Raw genomic sequence first — 19,602 nt, 5'->3', positions numbered from 1 at the left:
GGTTTTCGCCATGCTAAGCTTGGCGCAAAATAATATTCGAGCAGCATTACCCGATGACCGCACTCAAACAGTACCAGCGGATCGAAGCCACCGGTCTGTGGCGTCCCTCGCCCGATGAGCAACGGCGCGAAGTAGTCGTATCGATTGGTGAAGCCACTCTGACGATTTCTGACTTCAATGACAGCGCGCTGACCCATTGGTCGCTGGCGGCGCTAGAGCGACAAAACCCCGGAACCTACCCTGCAATATTCAATCCCGACGGCGATCCCGGCGAAACACTGGAGCTTGCAGAATCTGAAACCACAATGATCGAAGCAATTGACCGGCTGCAGCGCGCCATCGACCGTGCCAGACCACATCCCGGACGGCTGCGTTGGCTCAGCGTTGCAGGGGTTGTTCTGGCGGTCTTGGCAGTGCTTTTGTTTTGGCTACCCAGAGCACTGCAGCGCCATGTTGTTTCGGTAGTGCCAGAGGTCAAGCAACAAGAAATCGGCGATGCAATCCTGCAGCGGATCGAAAGGGTGTCAGGCAAGGCTTGCTCTTCGCCTGATGCGCAAGCGTCGCTGGATCAGCTGGCGCGCCGCACCGGTGTCCGCCAAATCGTGATCCTTCCAGCAGGTCTGCCTGACAGCCTGAGCCTGCCGGGTGGAACCGTACTGCTAAACCGGGCACTGGTCGAAGATCACGAAGACCCAGCCGTTGCCGCCGGATACATCATAGCCGCGCGCGCGCGGGCAACTCAGCAGGAACCGCTGGACGATCTGTTGGACCGTACAGGCCCGAGTGCCGCATTTCGGTTGCTGACCACCGGCGAATTGACGCCCGAGATCGTGGACACCTACACTGAGCAGGTTCTATCCGGTCCACAGCCGCAGCTAAGCGATGACGTGCTGCTCGCGGTTTTTGCACAGACCGCACTGCCCTCGACCCCATACGCCTATGCGCTTGATATCACAGGCGAGTCCGTGCTTGGATTGATAGAAGCCGATCCGATGGCGGGTCGTACTTTGGAACAGGTACTGCCCGACCGCGATTGGGTCCGGCTACAGAATATTTGCGGGCAATAGCACCTATTTGGTCCCGAACATCCGGTCGCCAGCGTCACCTAGTCCAGGCATAATGTAACCCTTTGAGTTCAGCTCACGATCCAGCGCGGCCGTGACGATTTTGACATCTGGGTGCGCCTCTTTCATGCGCGCGACGCCCTCGGGGGCAGCCAGCAGGCATAGAAAGCGGATATCTTTCGCCCCCTGCTCTTTCAGCAAATCAATGGCCGCAGCCGAGCTGTTGCCGGTTGCCAGCATCGGATCAACAGCAATGACCAAACGGTCCGTCAAACCCTCGGGAGCTTTGAAATAGTATTGGACCGGCTTCAGCGTCTCTTCATCCCGATAAAGCCCCACGAACCCCACTCGGGCAGAGGGAATAAGCTCCAGCACGCCGTCCAGCATCCCATTTCCGGCCCGCAGGATCGATACCAGCGCCAATTTCTTGCCCGCCAGAATGGGAGCGTCCATTTCTTCCATCGGGGTTTCGATATGGCGGGTGGTCAGCGGCATCTCGCGGGTGACCTCATAAGCCAGCAAAAGCGTGATTTCGCGCAGCAACTGCCGGAACACAGCGGTTGAGGTGCCTTTGTCCCGCATGAGCGTCAATTTGTGCTGCACCAGTGGGTGGTCGACGACGGTCAGGTGATCGCTCATGATGTCTCCAGTCTTTTCTTGACCCGCGCGCGGGTCTCTTCATCGCAAAAGGCCGCGTTCAGGGCTGTTTCATTCAGGGCAGCAAAATCTTCGGCTTGCCAGCCGAACGCTGCATTCAGCATCTCATACTCGCGCCGCATCGTGGTATGAAAAAACGGCGGATCGTCAGTGGATACCGTGACGTTGACGCCTGCATCACGCAATTTCGCGATGGGATGGGCGGCAAAATCAGGAAACAGGCCCAGTACCACGTTTGAACCCGGGCAGACCTCAAGCGTTATGCCCCGGTCAACTAACTCGTACACAAGATCCGGGTCTTCGATGGCGCGAACGCCATGGCCTATGCGCTCGACCCCCAAATCACGGACAGCATCCCGAACACTCTCTGGACCGCCAAATTCACCGGCATGGGTCGTCAATCGCAACCCAGCCTCGCGCGCGCAGTCAAAGGCCCATTTGAAATCGCCCTGCGTTCCGACGGATTCGTTGCCGCCCATACCAAATCCGGTAATCCAGTCACCTGCGGTTTCAGCCGCACAATGGGCGCTGGCCTTGGCTTGCTCGGGTCCAAAATGGCGCACGCAAGTGATGACACCACGCAGGGTGATCCCGAATTTGCGCTCGGCCTCGTCTGCGGCGTCCTGAATCGCAGTCAGGTAATCCTTCCATGCATGCAAATCGCCACCGCCGCAGAAATCCGGGCTAAGGAATGTTTCGGAATACACCACACCATTCGCGGCGCTCTCTTCCAGAATGGCCAGCGTCAGGCGGCGGAAATCTTCAGGTGTTTTCAGCACCTCGCACGCAGCCTCATAAACGCTAAGGAAATGGGCAAAGTCGCGGAAATCATAAGAGCCGTCGGGTTTGAATATCCCGCTCAGGTCCACTCGTTTCTCATGGGCCAGTTGGCGTATGAAGCTAGGCGGAGCGGCGCCTTCATGGTGCAAATGTAATTCGATCTTAGGCAGGTCAGCGACTGTCATATAAAAGTCCTTCCCGGCCCTTGCGCCGGTATGTTCAGATGGTGCGCGATACTGGCGGCGATATCGGCAAAGTTCACGGGACCGATCTCGCCCGTGCCCTGCCCTGCGATCAGCACGGGCACTTGTTCACGGGTGTGGTCAGTGCCGCTCCAGCTGGGGTCGTTGCCGTGGTCTGCGGTCAATAGCATCAGATCACCGGGGCGCAGTTTTTGCGCAATCACTCCGATTTCACGATCGAACCATTCCAGCGCGCGGGCATAGCCGCTGATATCACGCCGATGGCCATACAGACTGTCGAACTCGACAAAGTTTGCAAATGTCAGACTACCCTCTTCCGCCTCATCAACGAGGTCCGAAAGGTGGTGCATCAACTCTGCGTCCGAACCCTTTCGCAGCGTGTCGATCCCCTGCATTGAAAATATATCGCCAATCTTGCCCACCGCATGCACACGGCGACCGGCATCCTGTGCCCAATTCGTCAGAACGGGTTCTGGTGGAACGATGGCAAAATCCTTGCGGTTGGTTGTCCGGGTGAACCCCTTTTCGGGCGTTCCGACAAACGGTCGGGCGATAACGCGGCCCACTTTCATCTCGTGCAAGCGCGGCGCAAGGGTGCGGCACATATCCAGCAGGCGGTCGAGCCCAAAGCTGTCTTCATGCGCAGCAATCTGGAATACGCTATCGGCAGACGTGTAGCAGATCGGCCAGCCGGTACGTATATGCTCGGCCCCCAGTTCCGAGATGATCGTCGTCCCCGAGGCATGGCGATTGCCCAAAATACCGTCGGTCCCTGCGGCCTTGGCAGCGGCTATACTTAGGGTTTCGGGAAAAGCGGGTCGGGTGTCCGGGAAATAGTGCCAATCCCATGGCACTGGCAAACCTGCCAGTTCCCAATGCCCCGAAGGCGTATCCTTGCCGGGTGAGTGTTCACGGGCGCAACCCCAAAGCCCCGTGGGCGCAGCCTCAAGCCCCGGCGTCGGTGCGCCCGAGGCCAGACGGGTCGCCGCCCCCAGCCCCAAGGCATCCAGGTTGGGCAGTTGCAACGGTCCGCTCCGCCCTTCTTCCGCGCGCCCCTCGGCACAAGCTTGTGCTATGTGGGCCAATGTATTCGCGCCTGTATCGGGTTTGGTGCCGTTGTAAAACTGATCGGCATCCGGCGCGCCGCCGATACCAACCGAGTCCATTACCACAAGGAAAGCGCGGCTCATGCGCTGATCCTTTCATGGATTTGAGGCGGCTGTGCTACCGGTTCGTCACTCAGCGCGATGGCATCTAGCACCACCGCGGCAGCCCGTTGCGCTGCATCTTCGCGCCCCGCATGAACAACCGCCAACGGAGCGCCTTTGGTCACCTTATCTCCGACCCTCAGAATGCCCGACAGGCCAACCGCCGGATCAATCTCATCGCTCTCGATCTGGCGCCCACCGCCTAGGGCCACGACTGCGAGGCCCAGCGCCTCGCCATCAATAGACGAGACATATCCGCCATGCGGAGCGTGAACTTCCCGGATCACATTGGCCTCCGGCAAAAACCGATCCCATGTGTCAACGAAATGCACCGGTCCACCCACGGCAGCCATCATGCGTCCGAACCGTTCGGCTGCACGGCCATCGCGGATCACTTGGGTTATTCTGGCGTTCCCTTCTTCTGCCGAAGCGCACATACCGGCATCCGCCATGAGAACGCCCCCCAACTCGGCCGAGATTTCCGCCAAAGGTGATCCCTGCCCGCTGGTCAAAGCTTTCATCACCTCGGCCACTTCCAGCGCATTGCCCAGCGCGGACGCAAGGGGCTGGCTCATGTCGGTGATCACTGCGGATGTACGGCAACCAGCGGCATTAGCCGTTTCGGTCAAGGCCTGCGCCAAATTGCGTGCCTCATCGAGTGTCTTCATGAACGCGCCGCTGCCCACCTTAACGTCCAGAACCAACGCATCCGGGCTAGCCGCCAGCTTCTTGGACAGGATTGATGCCGTAATCAGGTCAAGGCTCTCCACCGTCGCCGTCACATCGCGCACCGCATACAGCCGCTTGTCCGCAGGGGCGATCTGGCCCGTTGCCCCCACGATGGCTGCCCCTGTGTCTTTCAGCACTTGCGTCAGTCGCGCCTGCCCGATCTGAGTGGTCACTCCCGGTATGGCCTCGAGCTTGTCCAGAGTGCCCCCGGTATGGCCCAGACCACGCCCCGAGATCATCGGCACATACGCCCCGCATTCCGCCAAAGCCGGGGCAAGCAGCAGGCTGACGCAATCGCCGACCCCACCGGTCGAATGCTTATCGACCACCGGCCCGTCCAAATCCCACGTCAGCACCTCGCCGCTGTCGCGCATGGCAACAGTCAAATCAGCCCGCCCATTGGCCCCCAGACCGCCCATACAGACAGCCATTGCAAAGGCCCCGGCCTGCGCGTCACTGACGCCACCATCGGCCAGGCCTTGCGCGAACCACATTAGTTCGTCGCCGGTTGGTACTTCCTGACGGCGAAGTTTGGCGATGATCGAGCGCGCATCCATGAAGTCAGACATCCTCCATATGCGACGCGTCGAACGCACCCGGCAATAGATCGGCAATCGTGGTTTTGGTTTCCAGACCATCAACCGTTGCCATCGTAACGACCACATCCCCGTTGCCGAATTCGGCCAGTTTCTGACGGCATCCACCACATGGGGGCACCGGCTGCGGGCTGCTGGCGACCACGTAGACCTCGGTCAGTTCTTTTTCACCAGCGGCGACCATTGCCGCGATTGCCCCGGCCTCGGCGCACGTACCTTCGGGGTAAGCAATATTTTCGACATTGCAGCCAAAATAGATCACACCTGAACTGGACCGGATCGCCGCCCCGACCTTGAAATTCGAATAAGGCGCGTGGGCATTTTCCCGAACGGCCAAAGCTGCATCTTTCAAAGACATGGCGAATCCCAATTTTTGATCATCTGGTCAGAATATCATACCCTACTGGAAAGCGACGGGGGAATTGAAGCCCCCTTGACGCCATTATCCACTTCTTCTTGGCCCTAACCCAACGTCGTGTTGAAGGTCCCCGGCAAAGTCACCTCAAGCAGTTCCACATCCCGCGAGGGGTCTGACAGCCGTGTTCGCATTCCCGGCGGGATGACGAAGGCATCGCCCTGTTCCAACCGATAGGGCTCGCGCCCTTCACCCTCAAGCGTCACCTCGCCGGTCATCACGAAGGTAAAGTGTATGTCGGTGTCGTGGCTGGCCCATTGAGGGTTACCCTCGCCCCGGCGCACGACCTGAACGCCCGCCACGCCTTTGGTATTCTCGGCAATCGTCGTGTCACGACAGATGTAACCGGGCAAACGGAATGGCACCCAGTCGGAATCTTTCGCCTGATTGTAAACGAACCGCTGCCCATCCCATTCCCGATCCGGGCGGAAATGCGGGGTGGGTAGTTCCATCTCATGATCAATCTCCGTGACATGCTCGGCTGGGACACCAATCTCGATCACCTGAACGTTGTCTGACGCTTCCAGCACGCGGTGGCGGATTTCAGGCGGCTGAATAAAGCAATCGCCTGCCGTCAGGCGCATCTTGTCGCCCTGATCTTCGTAGACCACATCGACCCAACCGTGGATGCAGAAGATCAGCTGAAATCCGACTTTGTGGAAATGCACCATGTCGGGCACAGGACCACCATCTGGGATACGTATATGGCTGGCGATAATCGATCCGCCAAGCCGGTCCGGCACGAGATCGCGATAGTGCATCCCTGCCCGTCCAATGATCCACGGCGCCTGATCCTTGAGCCTACGAACAACAAAAGAGTGGACGGTATCCGGCATGACCAGCGGCGGGTTCAACTCGTCAATCTCGATCCGGGTGCCGTTTGGGGCTACAAGACTTCGTTGACCGTCTGCAAAACCATCTGGATCGTTTGTCAGAATGCGCAACGTTCCCGCCGCTTCAGCTGCATCTTTCTCGATCCGCAAGCGCAGACCGTGACCAGAGAACACGGCAACCCGAGGGTCATCTGCCGGATAGATCATATCCATCCGCATCCCCAGTACCTTGGTATAAAACGGGATATCGTTGCGCAGTTCCTGCGTCGGCAGTCGGATTTCAGCGCGCGTGAGGGAGTCGCCGGTATTGCTGGTCATTCTGTTTCTCTTCGGATTTTGGTTTTGGCCATCCGATCAGAACAGCAGCCAAAATGCCAATCGAAAAGTACATCTCCAGCGTTTCTTCCATCACGAACAAACGTGTAACCATCGCAACCGAAAGGTATTCGTCGAACAATCCGCTGATTTCCTCAAGAAGCTGAGCCAGCACCGCAACACTTCCGGCCAGGAAAAAAATCATCAGAAAAGGCGCGCGGATTTTAAGTGCCTTAATTCCGTTCGGTATCCCATGCCAGAGCAAACCACCAATGACGATCGCAGCCAAAACGATCCTTACTGCAGTCACATCAAGCAATAAATCAACCCAGTTTAGCACCACGAAAGGCGCGCTGCCTTCTGTGTACACCTCCGCCTCCAATTCGCGCTCGGCCAACAGCAGGCAGACCACCGCGATGTAAAGCCGCAAGACGCCTCGGAAGCGTACCAACGCGACCAAACCGGCAGCCAGTAACGCAGTGGCCGATATCGTCTCAATCAACCCGCCTTCTTGGATGAAAGTTGCTGCCGGTTGGTGCCAAGTCACAACGACGCAAAGAAATGAAACCGCCGAAACAAGCACAACAAAGAAGACATTCCGATTGGCACCAATCCTGATTGAAGGGTTGGCAAATTGCGCACTAGCACAAGCTTTGTCTTCATGACGCATGATAAGGTCCGCCGCTTCTGGTGTCCGTCAGGTTCCCCGGAATTGGCTGTACATAAAAACGATGCAGCAACTCTCAACCAACGTTTCGTTAACGTATCCGTGAGGCCTGTCTCTGACTGCGGTCCGAGGCGACATAGCCAAGCGCTGAGAAATAGTTTAACCATCAAACGAATATTGGAACGGAGTTGTATTACCGATGTCTGACACACCGAACCTGAGACAGGCCGCGCTTGACTATCATGCGCATCCAAAACCCGGAAAGCTTGAGATCAAGGCAACCAAACCAATGGCAAATGGTCGGGACCTTGCGCGGGCATATTCGCCAGGCGTCGCCGAAGCCAGTCTTGAGATAAAGGACAACGCCGCCAATGCTGAGAAATACACGGCCCGCGGCAATCTTGTTGCAGTTGTGTCAAACGGCACCGCAGTTCTGGGCCTTGGGAATATAGGCGCATTGGCCTCGAAACCGGTGATGGAAGGCAAGGCCGTCCTGTTCAAAAAGTTCGCAGGCATCGATTGCTTTGATATCGAGGTGGATCAGCCTGACCCAGAAAAGCTGGCAGATATCGTCTGTGCTCTGGAGCCCACATTTGGCGCGATCAACCTTGAAGATATCAAGGCACCGGATTGTTTTATTGTCGAAAAACTGTGCCGGGAACGGATGAACATCCCGGTGTTTCATGACGATCAGCACGGCACGGCAATCGTTGTTGGTGCCGCAGCTAAAAACGCCCTGTATGTGGCAGGAAAGAGCTTCGAGGATATCAAAGTAGTTTCGACCGGCGGCGGTGCTGCCGGGATCGCCTGCCTCAGCATGTTGGTTAAGCTCGGCGTTAAACGTGAGAATATCTGGCTGTGCGACATTCACGGGCTGGTCTATGAAGGCCGCGCCGAGGATATGAACCCCCACAAAGACCAGTTTGCACAGAAAACCGATCTGCGCACTCTGGATGATGTGATCGGAGGTGCCGATCTGTTTCTGGGTTTGAGCGGACCAAATGTGCTCAAGCCTGAGATGGTCGAGAAGATGGCCAAGACCCCGATCATCTTTGCGCTGGCCAACCCCACTCCGGAAATCCTGCCACAGGCGGCGCGCGAAGTTGCCCCTGACGCGATCATTGCGACCGGTCGCAGCGACTTTCCGAACCAAGTGAACAACGTGTTGTGCTTCCCGTTTATCTTCCGAGGTGCCCTGGACGTGGGCGCGACTGAAATCAACGACGAGATGCAGATCGCCTGCGTCGACGGCATCGCCGACATGGCCCGCGCGACGACCAGCGCCGAAGCCGCGGCGGCCTATAAGGGTGAGCAGCTGACTTTTGGTCCAGATTACCTGATCCCAAAACCCTTTGACCCGCGCCTAGTGGGGGTCGTTTCGTCATCGGTTGCACAGGCTGCTATGAAGAGCGGGGTCGCAAAACGACCCATTGATGACCTCGAGGCCTACAAAGAGCGCCTGAACCAGACCGTGTTCAAATCTGCACTGTTGATGCGGCCAGTGTTCGAAGCCGCAGCCGTCGCATCGCGTAGAATTGTCTTCGCAGAAGGGGAGGACGAGCGTGTTTTAAGGGCTGCGCAAGCGATATTGGAAGAAACCACGGAAACCCCGATCCTGATCGGGCGACCGGACGTGATCAGCGCACGTTGCGAAAGGCTAGGCCTGACAGTACGACCGGGGCAGGATTTTCAAATCGTGAACCCTCAGGACGATCCCCGTTACTACGATTATTGGAATTCGTACCATCAAATAATGCAGCGTCGGGGGGTCACTCCGGATCTGGCCAAAGCCATCATGCGCACCAACAACACCGCCATTGCAGCAATCATGGTGCATCGCGGTGAGGCAGACAGCATGATCTGTGGCACTTTTGGTGAGTATCGCTGGCATCTTAACTATGTCGAACAGGTTCTGGATGATGGCGATTTGCGCCCGCATGGCGCGCTTTCGCTGATGATTCTGGAAGATGGCCCTCTGTTCATTGCAGACACGCATGTAAGACAATTGCCGACACCAGAAGAACTTGCCGAATCCACCATTGGAGCTGCTCGTCACGTGCGGCGGTTCGGGTTGGAACCCAAGATCGCATTTTGTTCGCAATCGCAATTCGGCAATCAGGCCGAGGGATCAGGCAAGCGGCTGCGGGCTGCGCTTGAAATTCTCGATTCCGAGCCACGCGACTTCAGCTATGAAGGCGAGATGAACCTTGATCTGGCTTTGGATCCTGAATTGCGTGCACGTATCTTCCCGAACTCGCGTTTGGAAGGTTCTGCAAATGTCCTGATCTTCGCCCATGCGGATGCGGCAAGCGGTGTGCGCAATATCCTGAAGATGAAAGCGGACGGGCTTGAGGTAGGTCCAATCCTCATGGGAATGGGAAACAAGGCGCATATCGTAACGCCCTCGATTACGGCCAGGGGACTGCTGAACATGGCGGCCATCGCAGGTACGCCAGTCGCGCACTACGGATAAGCCCAGCGCCAATATCATTACGTATACATGACCGGGCACCAGATTAGGTGCCCGGTTTGATTCTTTTAGCGCCAGCACATTTGCAGCAATAAATTTGCAGATTTGCAAATCCTTACATATGACGCTCAGAAGTCTGCTCAGATCAGAGGATTTGCAAAAATTTGCAAGCCAAACTGCAAGGTTCTGCAAAGATTTTGCGATAAACTGACGCGCCGTTATGCGCATCGCTTGCTCGAAACATCCACGATGCCTAACACATAGCACAAGGAATTTGGGAGGAGGCCATTATGGCATATCAGGACGTCTACGAGAGCTGGAAGAACGACCCCGAAGCATTCTGGATGGATGCAGCCAAGGGGATCGATTGGGTTCAAGCGCCCAGAAAAGCTCTGTTTGACGACAATGCGCCTCTTTACGAATGGTTCAGTGATGCCAAGGTAAATACGTGCTGGAACGCGGTTGATCGCCATGTGGAAAATGGTCGTGGTGAGCAAACCGCGATCATCTATGACAGCCCCATTACTCATACCAAACGCGAAATCTCATACGTCGAGTTGCGCAATCGGGTTGCTAATCTGGCTGGCGCGCTCCGTGCAAAAGGTATTGAGAAAGGTGACCGCGTCATCATCTACATGCCTATGATCCCCGAAGCGCTGGAGGCAATGCTGGCTTGCGCCCGGCTAGGAGCAGTGCATTCAGTGGTATTCGGCGGCTTTGCCAGCAACGAACTGGCCGTACGTATCGACGATGCGAAACCCAAGGCGATCATCGCTGCCTCATGCGGGATGGAGCCGGGACGCGTTGTGCACTACAAACCTCTGCTGGATGGCGCGATCGATCTGGCCACCCACAAACCCAAGTTTTGCGTAATATTCCAGCGCGAGCAGGAAGTCGCACAACTAATCGAGGGTCGCGACGTCAACTGGCACGGATTCCAATACGGTACGGAGCCCGCAGAATGTGTACCAGTCAGCGGCAATGATCCAGCCTATATCCTCTATACATCCGGCACCACTGGTGCGCCCAAAGGCGTCGTGCGCCCGACTGCCGGCCATCTGGTCGCGCTGAACTGGACGATGAAAAACATCTACAATGTCGATCCGGGAGATGTGTTCTGGGCGGCTTCGGATGTCGGCTGGGTCGTTGGCCATTCCTATATCTGTTATGCCCCGCTGATCCACGGCAACACGACGATTGTTTTTGAGGGCAAGCCCGTCGGAACACCTGACGCCGGAACTTTCTGGCGCGTGATATCCGAACACAAGGTCAAAAGCTTCTTCACTGCCCCAACTGCCATTCGTGCCGTAAAACGCGAAGACCCAAATGCAGAATTGATGGCGAATTACGATCTATCCTGCCTTAAGGCTCTGTATCTTGCAGGAGAGAGGGCTGATCCAGATACGATCATCTGGGCGCAGGATGCGCTGAAAGTTCCGGTCATCGACCATTGGTGGCAAACCGAAACTGGCTGGACCATCGCTGGCAACCCGCTCGGAATCGAAGAGCTTCCGGTCAAGCTGGGATCACCTGCCAAGCCTATGCCGGGCTATGACGTTCAGATTCTGGACGAAGGCGGCCATCCTATGAAACCGGGCGAGTTGGGCGCGATCGCAGTCAAACTTCCGCTTCCGCCAGGCACATTGCCAAACCTATGGAATGCTGAGGCGCGCTTCAGAAAATCCTACCTTGAGCATTTTCCCGGCTATTACGAAACCGGTGATGCGGGCATGATCGACGAAGATGGGTATCTCTATATCATGGCCCGTACCGATGACGTGATCAACGTCGCCGGGCACCGACTTTCGACGGGCGGGATGGAAGAGGTGTTGGCCGCCCACCCCGATGTGGCAGAATGCGCCGTGATTGGGGTTTCTGATCAACTGAAAGGCCAGATGCCCGTAGGTTTCCTGTGCCTGAATGCCGGATCCGACCGGAATCACGCGGAGGTGGTAACCGATGTGGTCCAGATGGTTCGTGACAAAATCGGCCCAGTCGCTGCGTTCAAGAAAGCAGTGGTGGTGGATCGTCTGCCCAAGACACGCTCGGGCAAGATCCTGCGTGGTACGATGGTGTCGATCGCGGATGGGAAGGCGTATAAAATGCCTGCCACAATCGATGACCCAGCAATTCTGGACGAGATCACGGTGGCCCTGCAAACTATCGGCTACGCGCAGTAATTTCACGGTACGATCAAGCGGAGCGCCTTACGGCGCAATCGATTTGCGCTGTCGCGCGTGTGCGAGGCTCTGCCTCGCGCTCCGAGATGTTTTTGGCCAGATGAAGGTTGGATCCGTTTTGCGATTGCGGGGCTTGTCATTGGGTCCTCCTCACCTCAGTTTGAGGTGAGGAGGACGAGCATGACACAGGGCGATATCTGGCGTTTTGATGCAACAGAATTGGCTGCGCTGACCCAAGCTGGCGAGTTGAGCGCAGTAGAGGTGATCAGTGATGCATTGGAGCGGATGCATCAGGTAAATCCCTCGCTGAATGCTGTCGTGGACGATCTGGGCACAGAAGCGTTAGAGCGTGCATCTGCGCTTGATAAGGCGCGCCGCAATAGTGCCTCGGTTGGGCCGCTGCACGGGGTCCCCGTGACCATAAAAGTGAATGTCGACCAGAAGAACCATGCCACTACAAATGGTGTGGTTGCCTTGAAGGATGTCATTGCCCCTGATGACGCCCCGGTGGTTTTAAACTTGCACAATGCGGGGGCCATTGTCATCGGGCGGACCAACACGCCCGAATTCTCGTTCCGCGCTGACACGGATAATCCACTTCATGGGCGCACGCACAATCCTTGGGGCCGCCATATCTCGCCCGGTGGGTCGTCTGGGGGCGCGGGGGCTGCGGTCATGGCGGGCATCGGCGCACTGGCTCATGGCAACGATATCGGAGGTAGCTTGCGGTTCCCTGCTGCAGCCAATGGTGCGGTTACAGTGAAACCGGGGCTGGGCCGCGTACCGGCCTGGAACCCCAGCCAGAAGGTGGAACGCGGGATGCTGGCACAATCGATGTCGGTACAGGGCTTGATCACAAGAAGCGCAAAGGACCTGCACCTTTCGATGCCCAGCCTGATCGCCCCGGACGCCCGCGACCCCTTCCATGTGCCAATGCCTTGGCGCGGCGCGGGGCCGGACGTCCCAATCAAAGTTGCGTTCACCAAAAATACGTTCGAATACGCTTTGCATCCCGAAGTGGACAAAGCGCTAAGTACTGCTCGGGAGGCGCTGGTAGATGCCGGATATATAGTTGAAGACATTGATCCGCCGGATGTGTTCGAATGCGGGCGCATCGGCTATCGCGCGCTGATGGGTGAAGTGCTGACGTTGATGAAAAACGATATCGAGGCAGCCGGGTCTCAAACCATTCGTGATATTTTCGAGGTTTATTTTCAGGAGTTTCCTCCGATCGTAGGCGACGAACTGATTCAGGCGTTGGCGCAACGCAGCCATTATGCGCGCCAATGGTCGCTATTCATGCAGGAATATCCTTTGGTCCTGTCTCCATTCCTGCCGCAACCGTTCTTCAGACCCGATCGTGATACCGAAGGCGCCGAAGGCGTTCATGAGGTGTTAGGATGCGCAGTCTATTCTTATGCGATGAATTTCCTCGGGCTGCCCGCCGCCAGCGTTCCCGCACGCTTGGCCGAATTGCCGAATGGGCCGCAACCGATCAATGTTCAGATTGCTGCTCGACGCTGGCGTGAGGATATGGCGGTGGATGCAGCGGTCGCGATCGAAGCGCGTGTGGGGCAGATGGCTCCGATTCTGTGGGATCGAATGAGCACGCAAACCTGAGACATCTTCACTCAGGCCTCACAAATGAAATAGACCCCGGGATTTTGTCCCGGGGTCCGCATACTAAAATATGCCCGGATTAAGATGACGAGCGTAGCACCACCCACCCTCGCCAGCGCGAAAACTGCGCAACCATTCGAAAACACCTTTAGATGGCCACTCACTTCCACCTCGGCGTGTTCTCCGGGCAACTTGAAGTTAACAAACCCTTATCGCGTTGCATGTGAACTGGTTCACACAAGCGGTGGAAAAATGATCAACACGCTGAGATTTAAGTAAATTGTTCGGAGATCAATCGTTCTTCCAGGCCGTGGCCAGGGTCAAATAGAATACGATGCTGGATCGCAATCTCAGACCTGATCTCGACCCAATCGATATCCGGAAACGATATGGAATCGGCCGCAACGATAACCGGGCGTTTGTCAGCCTCGATCACATCGAATCTGACTTTCGCAACTTTCGGCAGCAAGGCGCCACGCCACCGCCGGGGGCGAAACGCGGCGATTGGCGTCAATGCCAGAACGTCCGCGCCAATGGGTACAATGGGTCCGTGAGCGGAATAGTTATATGCGGTTGAACCCGCCGGCGTGGCAAGCAATGCACCATCACACACGAGTTCGGCCATACGTACCCGCCCATCCACGCTGATCCGCAGCCGCGCTGCCTGCGGCCCTGCGCGAAGCAGCGAAATCTCGTTGATTGCAAGTGCTTGGTGCTTTTGGCCCGCCTGGTCCATTGCAGTCATCGCCAGTGGATTGATGACTTCTTCCTCTGCTTCTGCTAGCCGGGCCATCAGATCAACTTCGGCATATTCGTTCATCAGAAACCCGATGGTACCGCGATTCATTCCGTAAACCGGCTTGTCCAAGTGCTGGACGCCCTGCAACGTCTGAAGCATGAAGCCATCACCACCCAGCGCCACCACAACATCTGCGTCTCTCGGCGCTGCATTTCCGTAGCGCGCCACAAGCGCATCCCGGGCGGTCTGCGCAACCTTGGCATCGCTGGCCAGAAAGGCGATTCTCTTTGTCATGTTTTATAGTTTCCAGTGCTGCACATTTGGTTCCGAAACAAACATACCTTTCCGCAATAGGCCAGAGTTGACGCCATAGAGGGCCATTTCGTCGCTTTACAACCTTTCTGACACACGTCGTTTCCGATAGGAAATCCGCCAGATACACCCCAGCCATGCGGAGCGCACATGAACGCCAATCTTCGTGACAACGGATTTTTCACCCAGTCCCTCGCGGATCGTGACCCCGAGCTGTTCGGCTCGATCACATCTGAATTGGGCCGCCAGCGCGACGAGATCGAACTGATCGCCTCGGAGAACATCGTCTCTGCCGCCGTGATGGAGGCGCAGGGCTCGGTCATGACCAACAAATATGCCGAAGGTTATCCGGGCCGCCGGTACTATGGCGGTTGTCAGTTCGTCGACATTGCCGAGAACCTGGCTATCGACCGTGCCAAGCAGTTGTTTGGGTGTGAGTTTGCCAACGTCCAACCGAATTCGGGATCGCAGGCGAACCAAGGTGTATTTCAGGCGCTGATCAAGCCCGGTGACACCATTCTGGGAATGTCGCTGGATGCAGGTGGTCACCTGACCCATGGTGCGGCACCGAACCAGTCAGGCAAGTGGTTCAACGCGGTACATTATGGCGTGCGCAAGCAGGACAACCTGATCGACTATGATCAGATCGAAGCGCTGGCAAAGGAACATAACCCCAAGCTGATCATCGCCGGAGGCTCGGCCATCCCGCGCGTCATCGATTTTGCCCGCATGCGTGAAATCGCCGATATGGTCGGCGCCTATCTGCATGTGGATATGGCCCATATCGCCGGTCTGGTTGCCGCAGGCGCGCACCCTTCGCCCTTCCCGCATGCGCATGTGGCCACCACCACCACGCATAAAACCCTGCGCGGCCCGCGCGGCGGCATGATCCTGACCAATGATGAAGCGATTGCCAAAAAGGTAAACTCGGCGATCTTCCCGGGCATTCAGGGTGGTCCGCTGATGCATGTGATTGCTGGCAAGGCCGTTGCCTTTGGCGAGGCACTGCGTCCTGAGTTCAAGGACTATATCAAGCAGGTCGTTGTGAATGCGCAGGCCCTTTCAGATCAGCTGATCAAGGGTGGCCTGGACACTGTGACCCACGGCACCGATACCCATGTGGTTCTTGTCGACCTGCGCCCCAAAGGCGTTAAAGGCAACGCAACCGAGAAAGCTTTGGGCCGGGCACATATCACCTGCAACAAGAACGGTGTGCCGTTCGACCCCGAAAAGCCGACGATCACCAGCGGTATCCGTCTGGGCTCGCCTGCCGGAACCACCCGCGGTTTTGGTGAGGCCGAGTTCCGCCAAATCGCAGACTGGATCATCGAAGTGGTCGACGGTCTGGCCGCAAATGGCGAAGACGGAAACGGTGCGGTCGAAGCCAAAGTCAAAGCCGAAGTCGCCGAACTTTGCGCGCGCTACCCGCTTTATCCGAATCTCTGATCCAATACGGATCTTAGAACAGAAAACGGCGCCCTGATCGGCGCCGTTTTTCTTTGAGGCGTGCAGCGGTCAGATATACCCGCGCCATCGTAGTACGAACACAGCCAACGCCGCCAACACGATCAGGCCCAACGCAAGCGAACCAAGAAAGTTCAGGAACCATCCCCAACGTCGATCTGCCAGATTGATCGCGTTTAGGTGGCCTTGCACCTCGTCCGACGCTTTTTCGAGCCGGGGCATATCCAAAACCATCCGCAGTTTGGGATGCTCGGCCATCTGCTCGGCCTCTGCCAGAACCAAGGCCTGTTTATAGACCTTGCGCGGCAAACGCCGCTTTGCGCGCCGGACCGAGGCAATCAGGGTCTTGTCTTTCACGCCAAGCTTTTTACGCAGCAACCGAATGGTCTCTGCGATCCGGGTCTGGATATCGATTTCCTGCGTCATTGGCGCCTCCTGACGGGACAATGTAGCCGCGCGTCACACCGGCGACAATGGGGCTGGTTGTTCCGCGCGGTGACGCGTATCACAGGAGCATGCTGAATACGATCATCCATGGCGACCCGACCGATCATCCGCCCCTGCTGATAGCGCATGGCCTCTATGGTTCGGCGCGCAACTGGGGAGTCATTGCGCGGCGACTGTCGGACGAAAGACAGGTGATCGCGGTCGATATGCGCAATCACGCCTACAGCTTTTGGGATGCTCAGCATGGCTACCCGGATTTGGCGCATGATCTGGCAAAGGTCATCGACAGCGTTGGCGGCATCGCCGATATCGTCGGGCATTCCATGGGTGGAAAAGCTTCGATGGTGCTGGCGCTGGAATATGGCGATCTGGTGCGCAAGCTGGTCGTCGCAGACATCGCACCAGTGGCATACAGCCACAGCCAGATTCAATTCATCGAGGCAATGCGGGCGGTCGATATGTCCCGCGTTCAGCGTCGTTCAGATGCCGAAGCACAGCTGGCCGATCTGGGCGTCGAAAAGGCGCTGCAGAGCTTTTTTACGCAGTCTTTGGATGTTGAGGGAGGCCGCTGGCGGCTGAACCTAGATGTACTGGCCAGCGAAATGCCAAAGATCATGGGCTTCCCCGAGATTTCGACCCATTGGGACGGCCCTGCTCTGTTCCTGTCCGGCGCAGCATCAGATTATGTGCAGCCCGAACACCGAGAGCAGATTCGCACCCTGTTTCCTGCAGCTCGCTTCGCCAAAATTCCCGGTGCGGGGCACTGGCTGCACGCCGAGAAACCCCGCGAATTCGAAGCTGCAGTCAGGACCTTCTTTAACGCTTAATCAAGCGCCTTGATACAGGCGTTTTGCCACCAGCCACGACACCGGCGCGGCAACAACCGCCCCTGCTGCTGCGGCGGAAACGATGGCCATCCAGGTCACCATTCCAACCGCTAGGACCGCAATCACGGCAGAACCCGCGATGGCTGTGGCGATCAAAGAATAAAGCGTGGCTGCTAGGCGTATCATGGCCAGTATCCTGTGTTTAAGCTTCTGGCCTTTACATTACAGCAACGGAATATGTGTGACTTTGATTTGGGTCAGATATGTAGCTACATCCCGCGATCCATTGGCCCGGTCGCCTCGCCGCCGCCATTCACCCAATCCGCAAACCCGCCCAGATTGTAGACGTGTAAATACCCCATATCCTTAAGCAGTTTCCCAGCCAGCGCCGCCCTGCCACCCGATGCACAATGCAGGATGATCACCCGGTCCTTGCGCAGTTCCGCGTCATGGGAAGGCAGCTCGGGATCGGCCCGAAACTCCAACATCCCGCGCGGGATATGAAGCGAGCCGACCGCGCGCCCTGTCCTTTCAAGTTCAGGCGCATCGCGAATATCCAACAACAGGGCACCCTGCCCGATCAGTTCTTTGGCCCGGCTGGCATCGATACGCTCAACCACCGCGTTTGCAGCTTGCATCATGTCTTTGACCGTCAATGGCATTTGCGCCCCTCCAGGAAATGAATCCGTGAAAGGCTAACATGCAGAAAATTGAAGGTGTAGAGACTCAGGCGCTTAATGTTCGCGGAAAGCACGCGACATACTGTCAACCACCGGCTTGGCGATATAGGCCGCAAAGGTGCGTTCCTCGGTCTGGATCATGATCTCGGCGGGCATTCCGGGTGTCGGCACGAAGCCCCGCACGCGACCCATCTCTTCCGTGGTCAGAGAAATGCGCGCCAGATAGACCTCTTGCGGCATACCGGCAGAATCCTCGACAAGCGAGTCAGCCGAGACGTAATAGACCTCGCCCTCAAGCACTGGGGTTGTCCGTTGATTGAGCGCGACTAGGCGCACCGTCGCAATCTGCCCGGTGACCACGCTGTCGATCTCGGTACGCGGGATCTGCGCTTCGATGATCAATGGCGCATCGGCGGGCAGAATCTCAGCAATCTGTTCGCCAGTTTCGATCACCCCGCCCGGCGTGTGGTGATGAAGTCGCACCACTGTGCCTGTCACCGGTGCACGCACAACGGCACGGGCCAGAACGCTACGGGCCTGACGGGCTTTTTCACGCACACTTTCAAGATCGGCTTCAATAACGCCCAACTCGTCCAGCGCAGCCTCGCGGTAGGCTGAGCGGGTGCGCAGAATCTGCTCTTCATACTTCAGCAGCATCTGGTTTACCTCAGCCGTTTCTGCGCGCAAACGCGCCAGTTGACCTTCGGCTTCGGCCTGCACCCGGCGGATCGTATTCAGATCACCTTTGCGCACTAATCCTTTTTCAAACAACGAATATTTGGTCTCGTATTCTTCCTCGAGAATCTCTGATCGCCTTTCCATGCTGACCAATTGTGCTTCAAATCCTGACGCACGAATTTTCAACGCCTCCATGTTGCGCTGCAGCAAAGCAATATCGTTCAGCAGCGTCTTTCGCGATACATCAAAGCTGAGTTTCTGATTGTCGAGGATCGTCATGACCTCGACGTCGTCCGATGCTTCGATCAATCCGGGCGAAAACACGAGGGTTTCCTGTTCGCTATGCTCAGCCAGCAACCGTTCGGTCATGGCCTGAAGGCGAAGTTTGCGAATGAACAATTCGCGTTCACTCGCCTCGGCCGAGGTCTGATCCAAAGTCATCATGATCTGTCCGGCTTGAACAGATTCACCTTCCGAGACCAGTATGTTCTCGATGATACCGCCTTCCAAATGCTGCACGATCTTGTTGCGACCGGTCGCGACAAAGCTGCCTTGCGCGATGACTGCAGCGGCCAGAGGTGCACGGAAGGACCAGACGCCAAAGCCGCCAAAACAGACAATAAGCATGATAAAGCCAATCACGATGAATTTGGTGATCGAGCGCGGAACCTCAGAGTACCAAAGACCGCCTTCATCGGTGCGTGCCACGTCGTTCATC

Annotated in this window: 18 protein-coding genes; 6 read left to right on the top strand and 12 right to left on the bottom strand. The window is 57.0% G+C overall.

The window, feature by feature from the left end:
• Positions 1-53 precede the first annotated feature (53 nt).
• Positions 54-1,067: a hypothetical protein gene (locus tag ACRZ9U_RS04500; RefSeq protein WP_170401308.1), complete on the top strand. Its 1,014-nt coding sequence runs from the start codon at positions 54-56 to the stop codon at positions 1,065-1,067.
• A gap of 3 nt (positions 1,068-1,070) precedes the next feature.
• Here the strand turns inward: ACRZ9U_RS04500 and upp are convergent, their stop codons facing one another.
• The 7 genes from upp to ACRZ9U_RS04465 all read right to left on the bottom strand — a co-directional run bounded on the left by upp (position 1,071) and on the right by ACRZ9U_RS04465 (position 7,470).
• Positions 1,071-1,703 (bottom strand): uracil phosphoribosyltransferase, encoded by a 633-nt coding sequence (gene upp, locus ACRZ9U_RS04495; RefSeq protein ID WP_170391930.1) that lies wholly within the window; start codon positions 1,701-1,703, stop codon positions 1,071-1,073.
• Entirely contained in the window at positions 1,700-2,686 is a 987-nt protein-coding gene (locus tag ACRZ9U_RS04490; RefSeq protein WP_170401310.1) for an adenosine deaminase, read from the bottom strand. The genes upp and ACRZ9U_RS04490 overlap by 4 nt, the downstream gene beginning before the upstream one ends.
• Positions 2,683-3,894 carry a phosphopentomutase gene (locus ACRZ9U_RS04485; protein ID WP_170401312.1) on the bottom strand — a complete coding sequence of 404 codons (1,212 nt, stop codon included), beginning with the start codon at positions 3,892-3,894 and terminating at the stop codon, positions 2,683-2,685. Before ACRZ9U_RS04485 ends, ACRZ9U_RS04490 begins: the two co-directional genes overlap by 4 nt.
• Complete coding sequence (locus ACRZ9U_RS04480; protein ID WP_170402839.1) at positions 3,891-5,198, bottom strand: thymidine phosphorylase; 1,308 nt, start codon at positions 5,196-5,198, stop codon at positions 3,891-3,893. Before ACRZ9U_RS04480 ends, ACRZ9U_RS04485 begins: the two co-directional genes overlap by 4 nt.
• A gap of 4 nt (positions 5,199-5,202) precedes the next feature.
• Positions 5,203-5,595, bottom strand: coding sequence for a cytidine deaminase (locus ACRZ9U_RS04475; RefSeq protein WP_170391936.1), 393 nt, complete (start codon positions 5,593-5,595; stop codon positions 5,203-5,205).
• Between the two features lie 104 nt (positions 5,596-5,699).
• Entirely contained in the window at positions 5,700-6,803 is a 1,104-nt protein-coding gene (locus tag ACRZ9U_RS04470; protein ID WP_170401314.1) for a cupin domain-containing protein, read from the bottom strand.
• Positions 6,766-7,470, bottom strand: coding sequence for a hypothetical protein (locus tag ACRZ9U_RS04465; RefSeq protein ID WP_170401316.1), 705 nt, complete (start codon positions 7,468-7,470; stop codon positions 6,766-6,768). The genes ACRZ9U_RS04470 and ACRZ9U_RS04465 overlap by 38 nt, the downstream gene beginning before the upstream one ends.
• A gap of 196 nt (positions 7,471-7,666) precedes the next feature.
• Here ACRZ9U_RS04465 and ACRZ9U_RS04460 point away from each other — a divergent pair, with 196 nt between their 5' ends.
• The 3 genes from ACRZ9U_RS04460 (at position 7,667) to ACRZ9U_RS04450 (ending at position 13,737) form a co-directional block, all read left to right on the top strand.
• Positions 7,667-9,940, top strand: a complete 2,274-nt coding sequence (locus tag ACRZ9U_RS04460) for an NADP-dependent malic enzyme (RefSeq protein ID WP_170401318.1) — start codon at positions 7,667-7,669, stop codon at positions 9,938-9,940.
• A gap of 287 nt (positions 9,941-10,227) precedes the next feature.
• A complete protein-coding gene (prpE, locus tag ACRZ9U_RS04455) occupies positions 10,228-12,117 on the top strand; it encodes a propionate-CoA ligase PrpE (protein ID WP_170401320.1) in 1,890 nt (629 codons plus the stop codon).
• Positions 12,118-12,297: 180 nt separating this feature from the next.
• Complete coding sequence (locus tag ACRZ9U_RS04450) at positions 12,298-13,737, top strand: amidase family protein (RefSeq protein ID WP_480901309.1); 1,440 nt, start codon at positions 12,298-12,300, stop codon at positions 13,735-13,737.
• Positions 13,738-14,008: 271 nt separating this feature from the next.
• On the opposite strand, the gene ACRZ9U_RS04445 is transcribed toward ACRZ9U_RS04450, so the two are convergent.
• A complete protein-coding gene (locus ACRZ9U_RS04445; protein WP_170391948.1) occupies positions 14,009-14,770 on the bottom strand; it encodes an NAD kinase in 762 nt (253 codons plus the stop codon).
• A gap of 168 nt (positions 14,771-14,938) precedes the next feature.
• On the opposite strand from ACRZ9U_RS04445, the gene glyA reads away from it, so the two are divergent.
• Positions 14,939-16,234: a serine hydroxymethyltransferase gene (glyA, locus tag ACRZ9U_RS04440; RefSeq protein ID WP_170391950.1), complete on the top strand. Its 1,296-nt coding sequence runs from the start codon at positions 14,939-14,941 to the stop codon at positions 16,232-16,234.
• A gap of 69 nt (positions 16,235-16,303) precedes the next feature.
• Here the strand turns inward: glyA and ACRZ9U_RS04435 are convergent, their stop codons facing one another.
• Positions 16,304-16,678: a hypothetical protein gene (locus ACRZ9U_RS04435; protein WP_170401326.1), complete on the bottom strand. Its 375-nt coding sequence runs from the start codon at positions 16,676-16,678 to the stop codon at positions 16,304-16,306.
• Between the two features lie 89 nt (positions 16,679-16,767).
• Between ACRZ9U_RS04435 and ACRZ9U_RS04430 the strand changes: the two genes are divergently transcribed.
• Complete coding sequence (locus ACRZ9U_RS04430; RefSeq protein WP_170401328.1) at positions 16,768-17,526, top strand: alpha/beta fold hydrolase; 759 nt, start codon at positions 16,768-16,770, stop codon at positions 17,524-17,526.
• Here ACRZ9U_RS04430 and ACRZ9U_RS04425 read toward each other — a convergent pair whose 3' ends face one another.
• The 3 genes from ACRZ9U_RS04425 to ACRZ9U_RS04415 form a co-directional block, all read right to left on the bottom strand.
• Positions 17,527-17,712 carry a hypothetical protein gene (locus tag ACRZ9U_RS04425; RefSeq protein WP_170391965.1) on the bottom strand — a complete coding sequence of 62 codons (186 nt, stop codon included), beginning with the start codon at positions 17,710-17,712 and terminating at the stop codon, positions 17,527-17,529.
• An 83-nt stretch (positions 17,713-17,795) separates the two neighbouring features.
• Positions 17,796-18,188, bottom strand: a complete 393-nt coding sequence (locus ACRZ9U_RS04420) for a rhodanese-like domain-containing protein (RefSeq protein WP_170401330.1) — start codon at positions 18,186-18,188, stop codon at positions 17,796-17,798.
• A gap of 72 nt (positions 18,189-18,260) precedes the next feature.
• Entirely contained in the window at positions 18,261-19,601 is a 1,341-nt protein-coding gene (locus ACRZ9U_RS04415; RefSeq protein ID WP_170391969.1) for an HlyD family type I secretion periplasmic adaptor subunit, read from the bottom strand.
• Position 19,602: the final 1 nt, after the last annotated feature.

The sequence above is a fragment of the Ruegeria sp. D7 genome, assembly GCF_056534355.1.
The sequence above is the reverse complement of the archived record's forward strand: the minus strand, read 5'-3'. Positions and strand labels throughout refer to the sequence as shown.

What these genes read in the sequence shown, in the direction of transcription:
- ACRZ9U_RS04500 (WP_170401308.1), top strand. Translation starts at nt 54, where the DNA reads ATGACCGCACTCAAACAGTACCAGCGGATCGAAGCCACCGGTCTGTGG.
- upp (WP_170391930.1), bottom strand. Translation starts at nt 1,703, where the DNA reads ATGAGCGATCACCTGACCGTCGTCGACCACCCACTGGTGCAGCACAAA.
- ACRZ9U_RS04490 (WP_170401310.1), bottom strand. Translation starts at nt 2,686, where the DNA reads ATGACAGTCGCTGACCTGCCTAAGATCGAATTACATTTGCACCATGAA.
- ACRZ9U_RS04485 (WP_170401312.1), bottom strand. Translation starts at nt 3,894, where the DNA reads ATGAGCCGCGCTTTCCTTGTGGTAATGGACTCGGTTGGTATCGGCGGC.
- ACRZ9U_RS04480 (WP_170402839.1), bottom strand. Translation starts at nt 5,198, where the DNA reads ATGGATGCGCGCTCGATCATCGCCAAACTTCGCCGTCAGGAAGTACCA.
- ACRZ9U_RS04475 (WP_170391936.1), bottom strand. Translation starts at nt 5,595, where the DNA reads ATGTCTTTGAAAGATGCAGCTTTGGCCGTTCGGGAAAATGCCCACGCG.
- ACRZ9U_RS04470 (WP_170401314.1), bottom strand. Translation starts at nt 6,803, where the DNA reads ATGACCAGCAATACCGGCGACTCCCTCACGCGCGCTGAAATCCGACTG.
- ACRZ9U_RS04465 (WP_170401316.1), bottom strand. Translation starts at nt 7,470, where the DNA reads ATGCGTCATGAAGACAAAGCTTGTGCTAGTGCGCAATTTGCCAACCCT.
- ACRZ9U_RS04460 (WP_170401318.1), top strand. Translation starts at nt 7,667, where the DNA reads ATGTCTGACACACCGAACCTGAGACAGGCCGCGCTTGACTATCATGCG.
- prpE (WP_170401320.1), top strand. Translation starts at nt 10,228, where the DNA reads ATGGCATATCAGGACGTCTACGAGAGCTGGAAGAACGACCCCGAAGCA.
- ACRZ9U_RS04450 (WP_480901309.1), top strand. Translation starts at nt 12,298, where the DNA reads ATGACACAGGGCGATATCTGGCGTTTTGATGCAACAGAATTGGCTGCG.
- ACRZ9U_RS04445 (WP_170391948.1), bottom strand. Translation starts at nt 14,770, where the DNA reads ATGACAAAGAGAATCGCCTTTCTGGCCAGCGATGCCAAGGTTGCGCAG.
- glyA (WP_170391950.1), top strand. Translation starts at nt 14,939, where the DNA reads ATGAACGCCAATCTTCGTGACAACGGATTTTTCACCCAGTCCCTCGCG.
- ACRZ9U_RS04435 (WP_170401326.1), bottom strand. Translation starts at nt 16,678, where the DNA reads ATGACGCAGGAAATCGATATCCAGACCCGGATCGCAGAGACCATTCGG.
- ACRZ9U_RS04430 (WP_170401328.1), top strand. Translation starts at nt 16,768, where the DNA reads ATGCTGAATACGATCATCCATGGCGACCCGACCGATCATCCGCCCCTG.
- ACRZ9U_RS04425 (WP_170391965.1), bottom strand. Translation starts at nt 17,712, where the DNA reads ATGATACGCCTAGCAGCCACGCTTTATTCTTTGATCGCCACAGCCATC.
- ACRZ9U_RS04420 (WP_170401330.1), bottom strand. Translation starts at nt 18,188, where the DNA reads ATGCCATTGACGGTCAAAGACATGATGCAAGCTGCAAACGCGGTGGTT.
- ACRZ9U_RS04415 (WP_170391969.1), bottom strand. Translation starts at nt 19,601, where the DNA reads ATGAACGACGTGGCACGCACCGATGAAGGCGGTCTTTGGTACTCTGAG.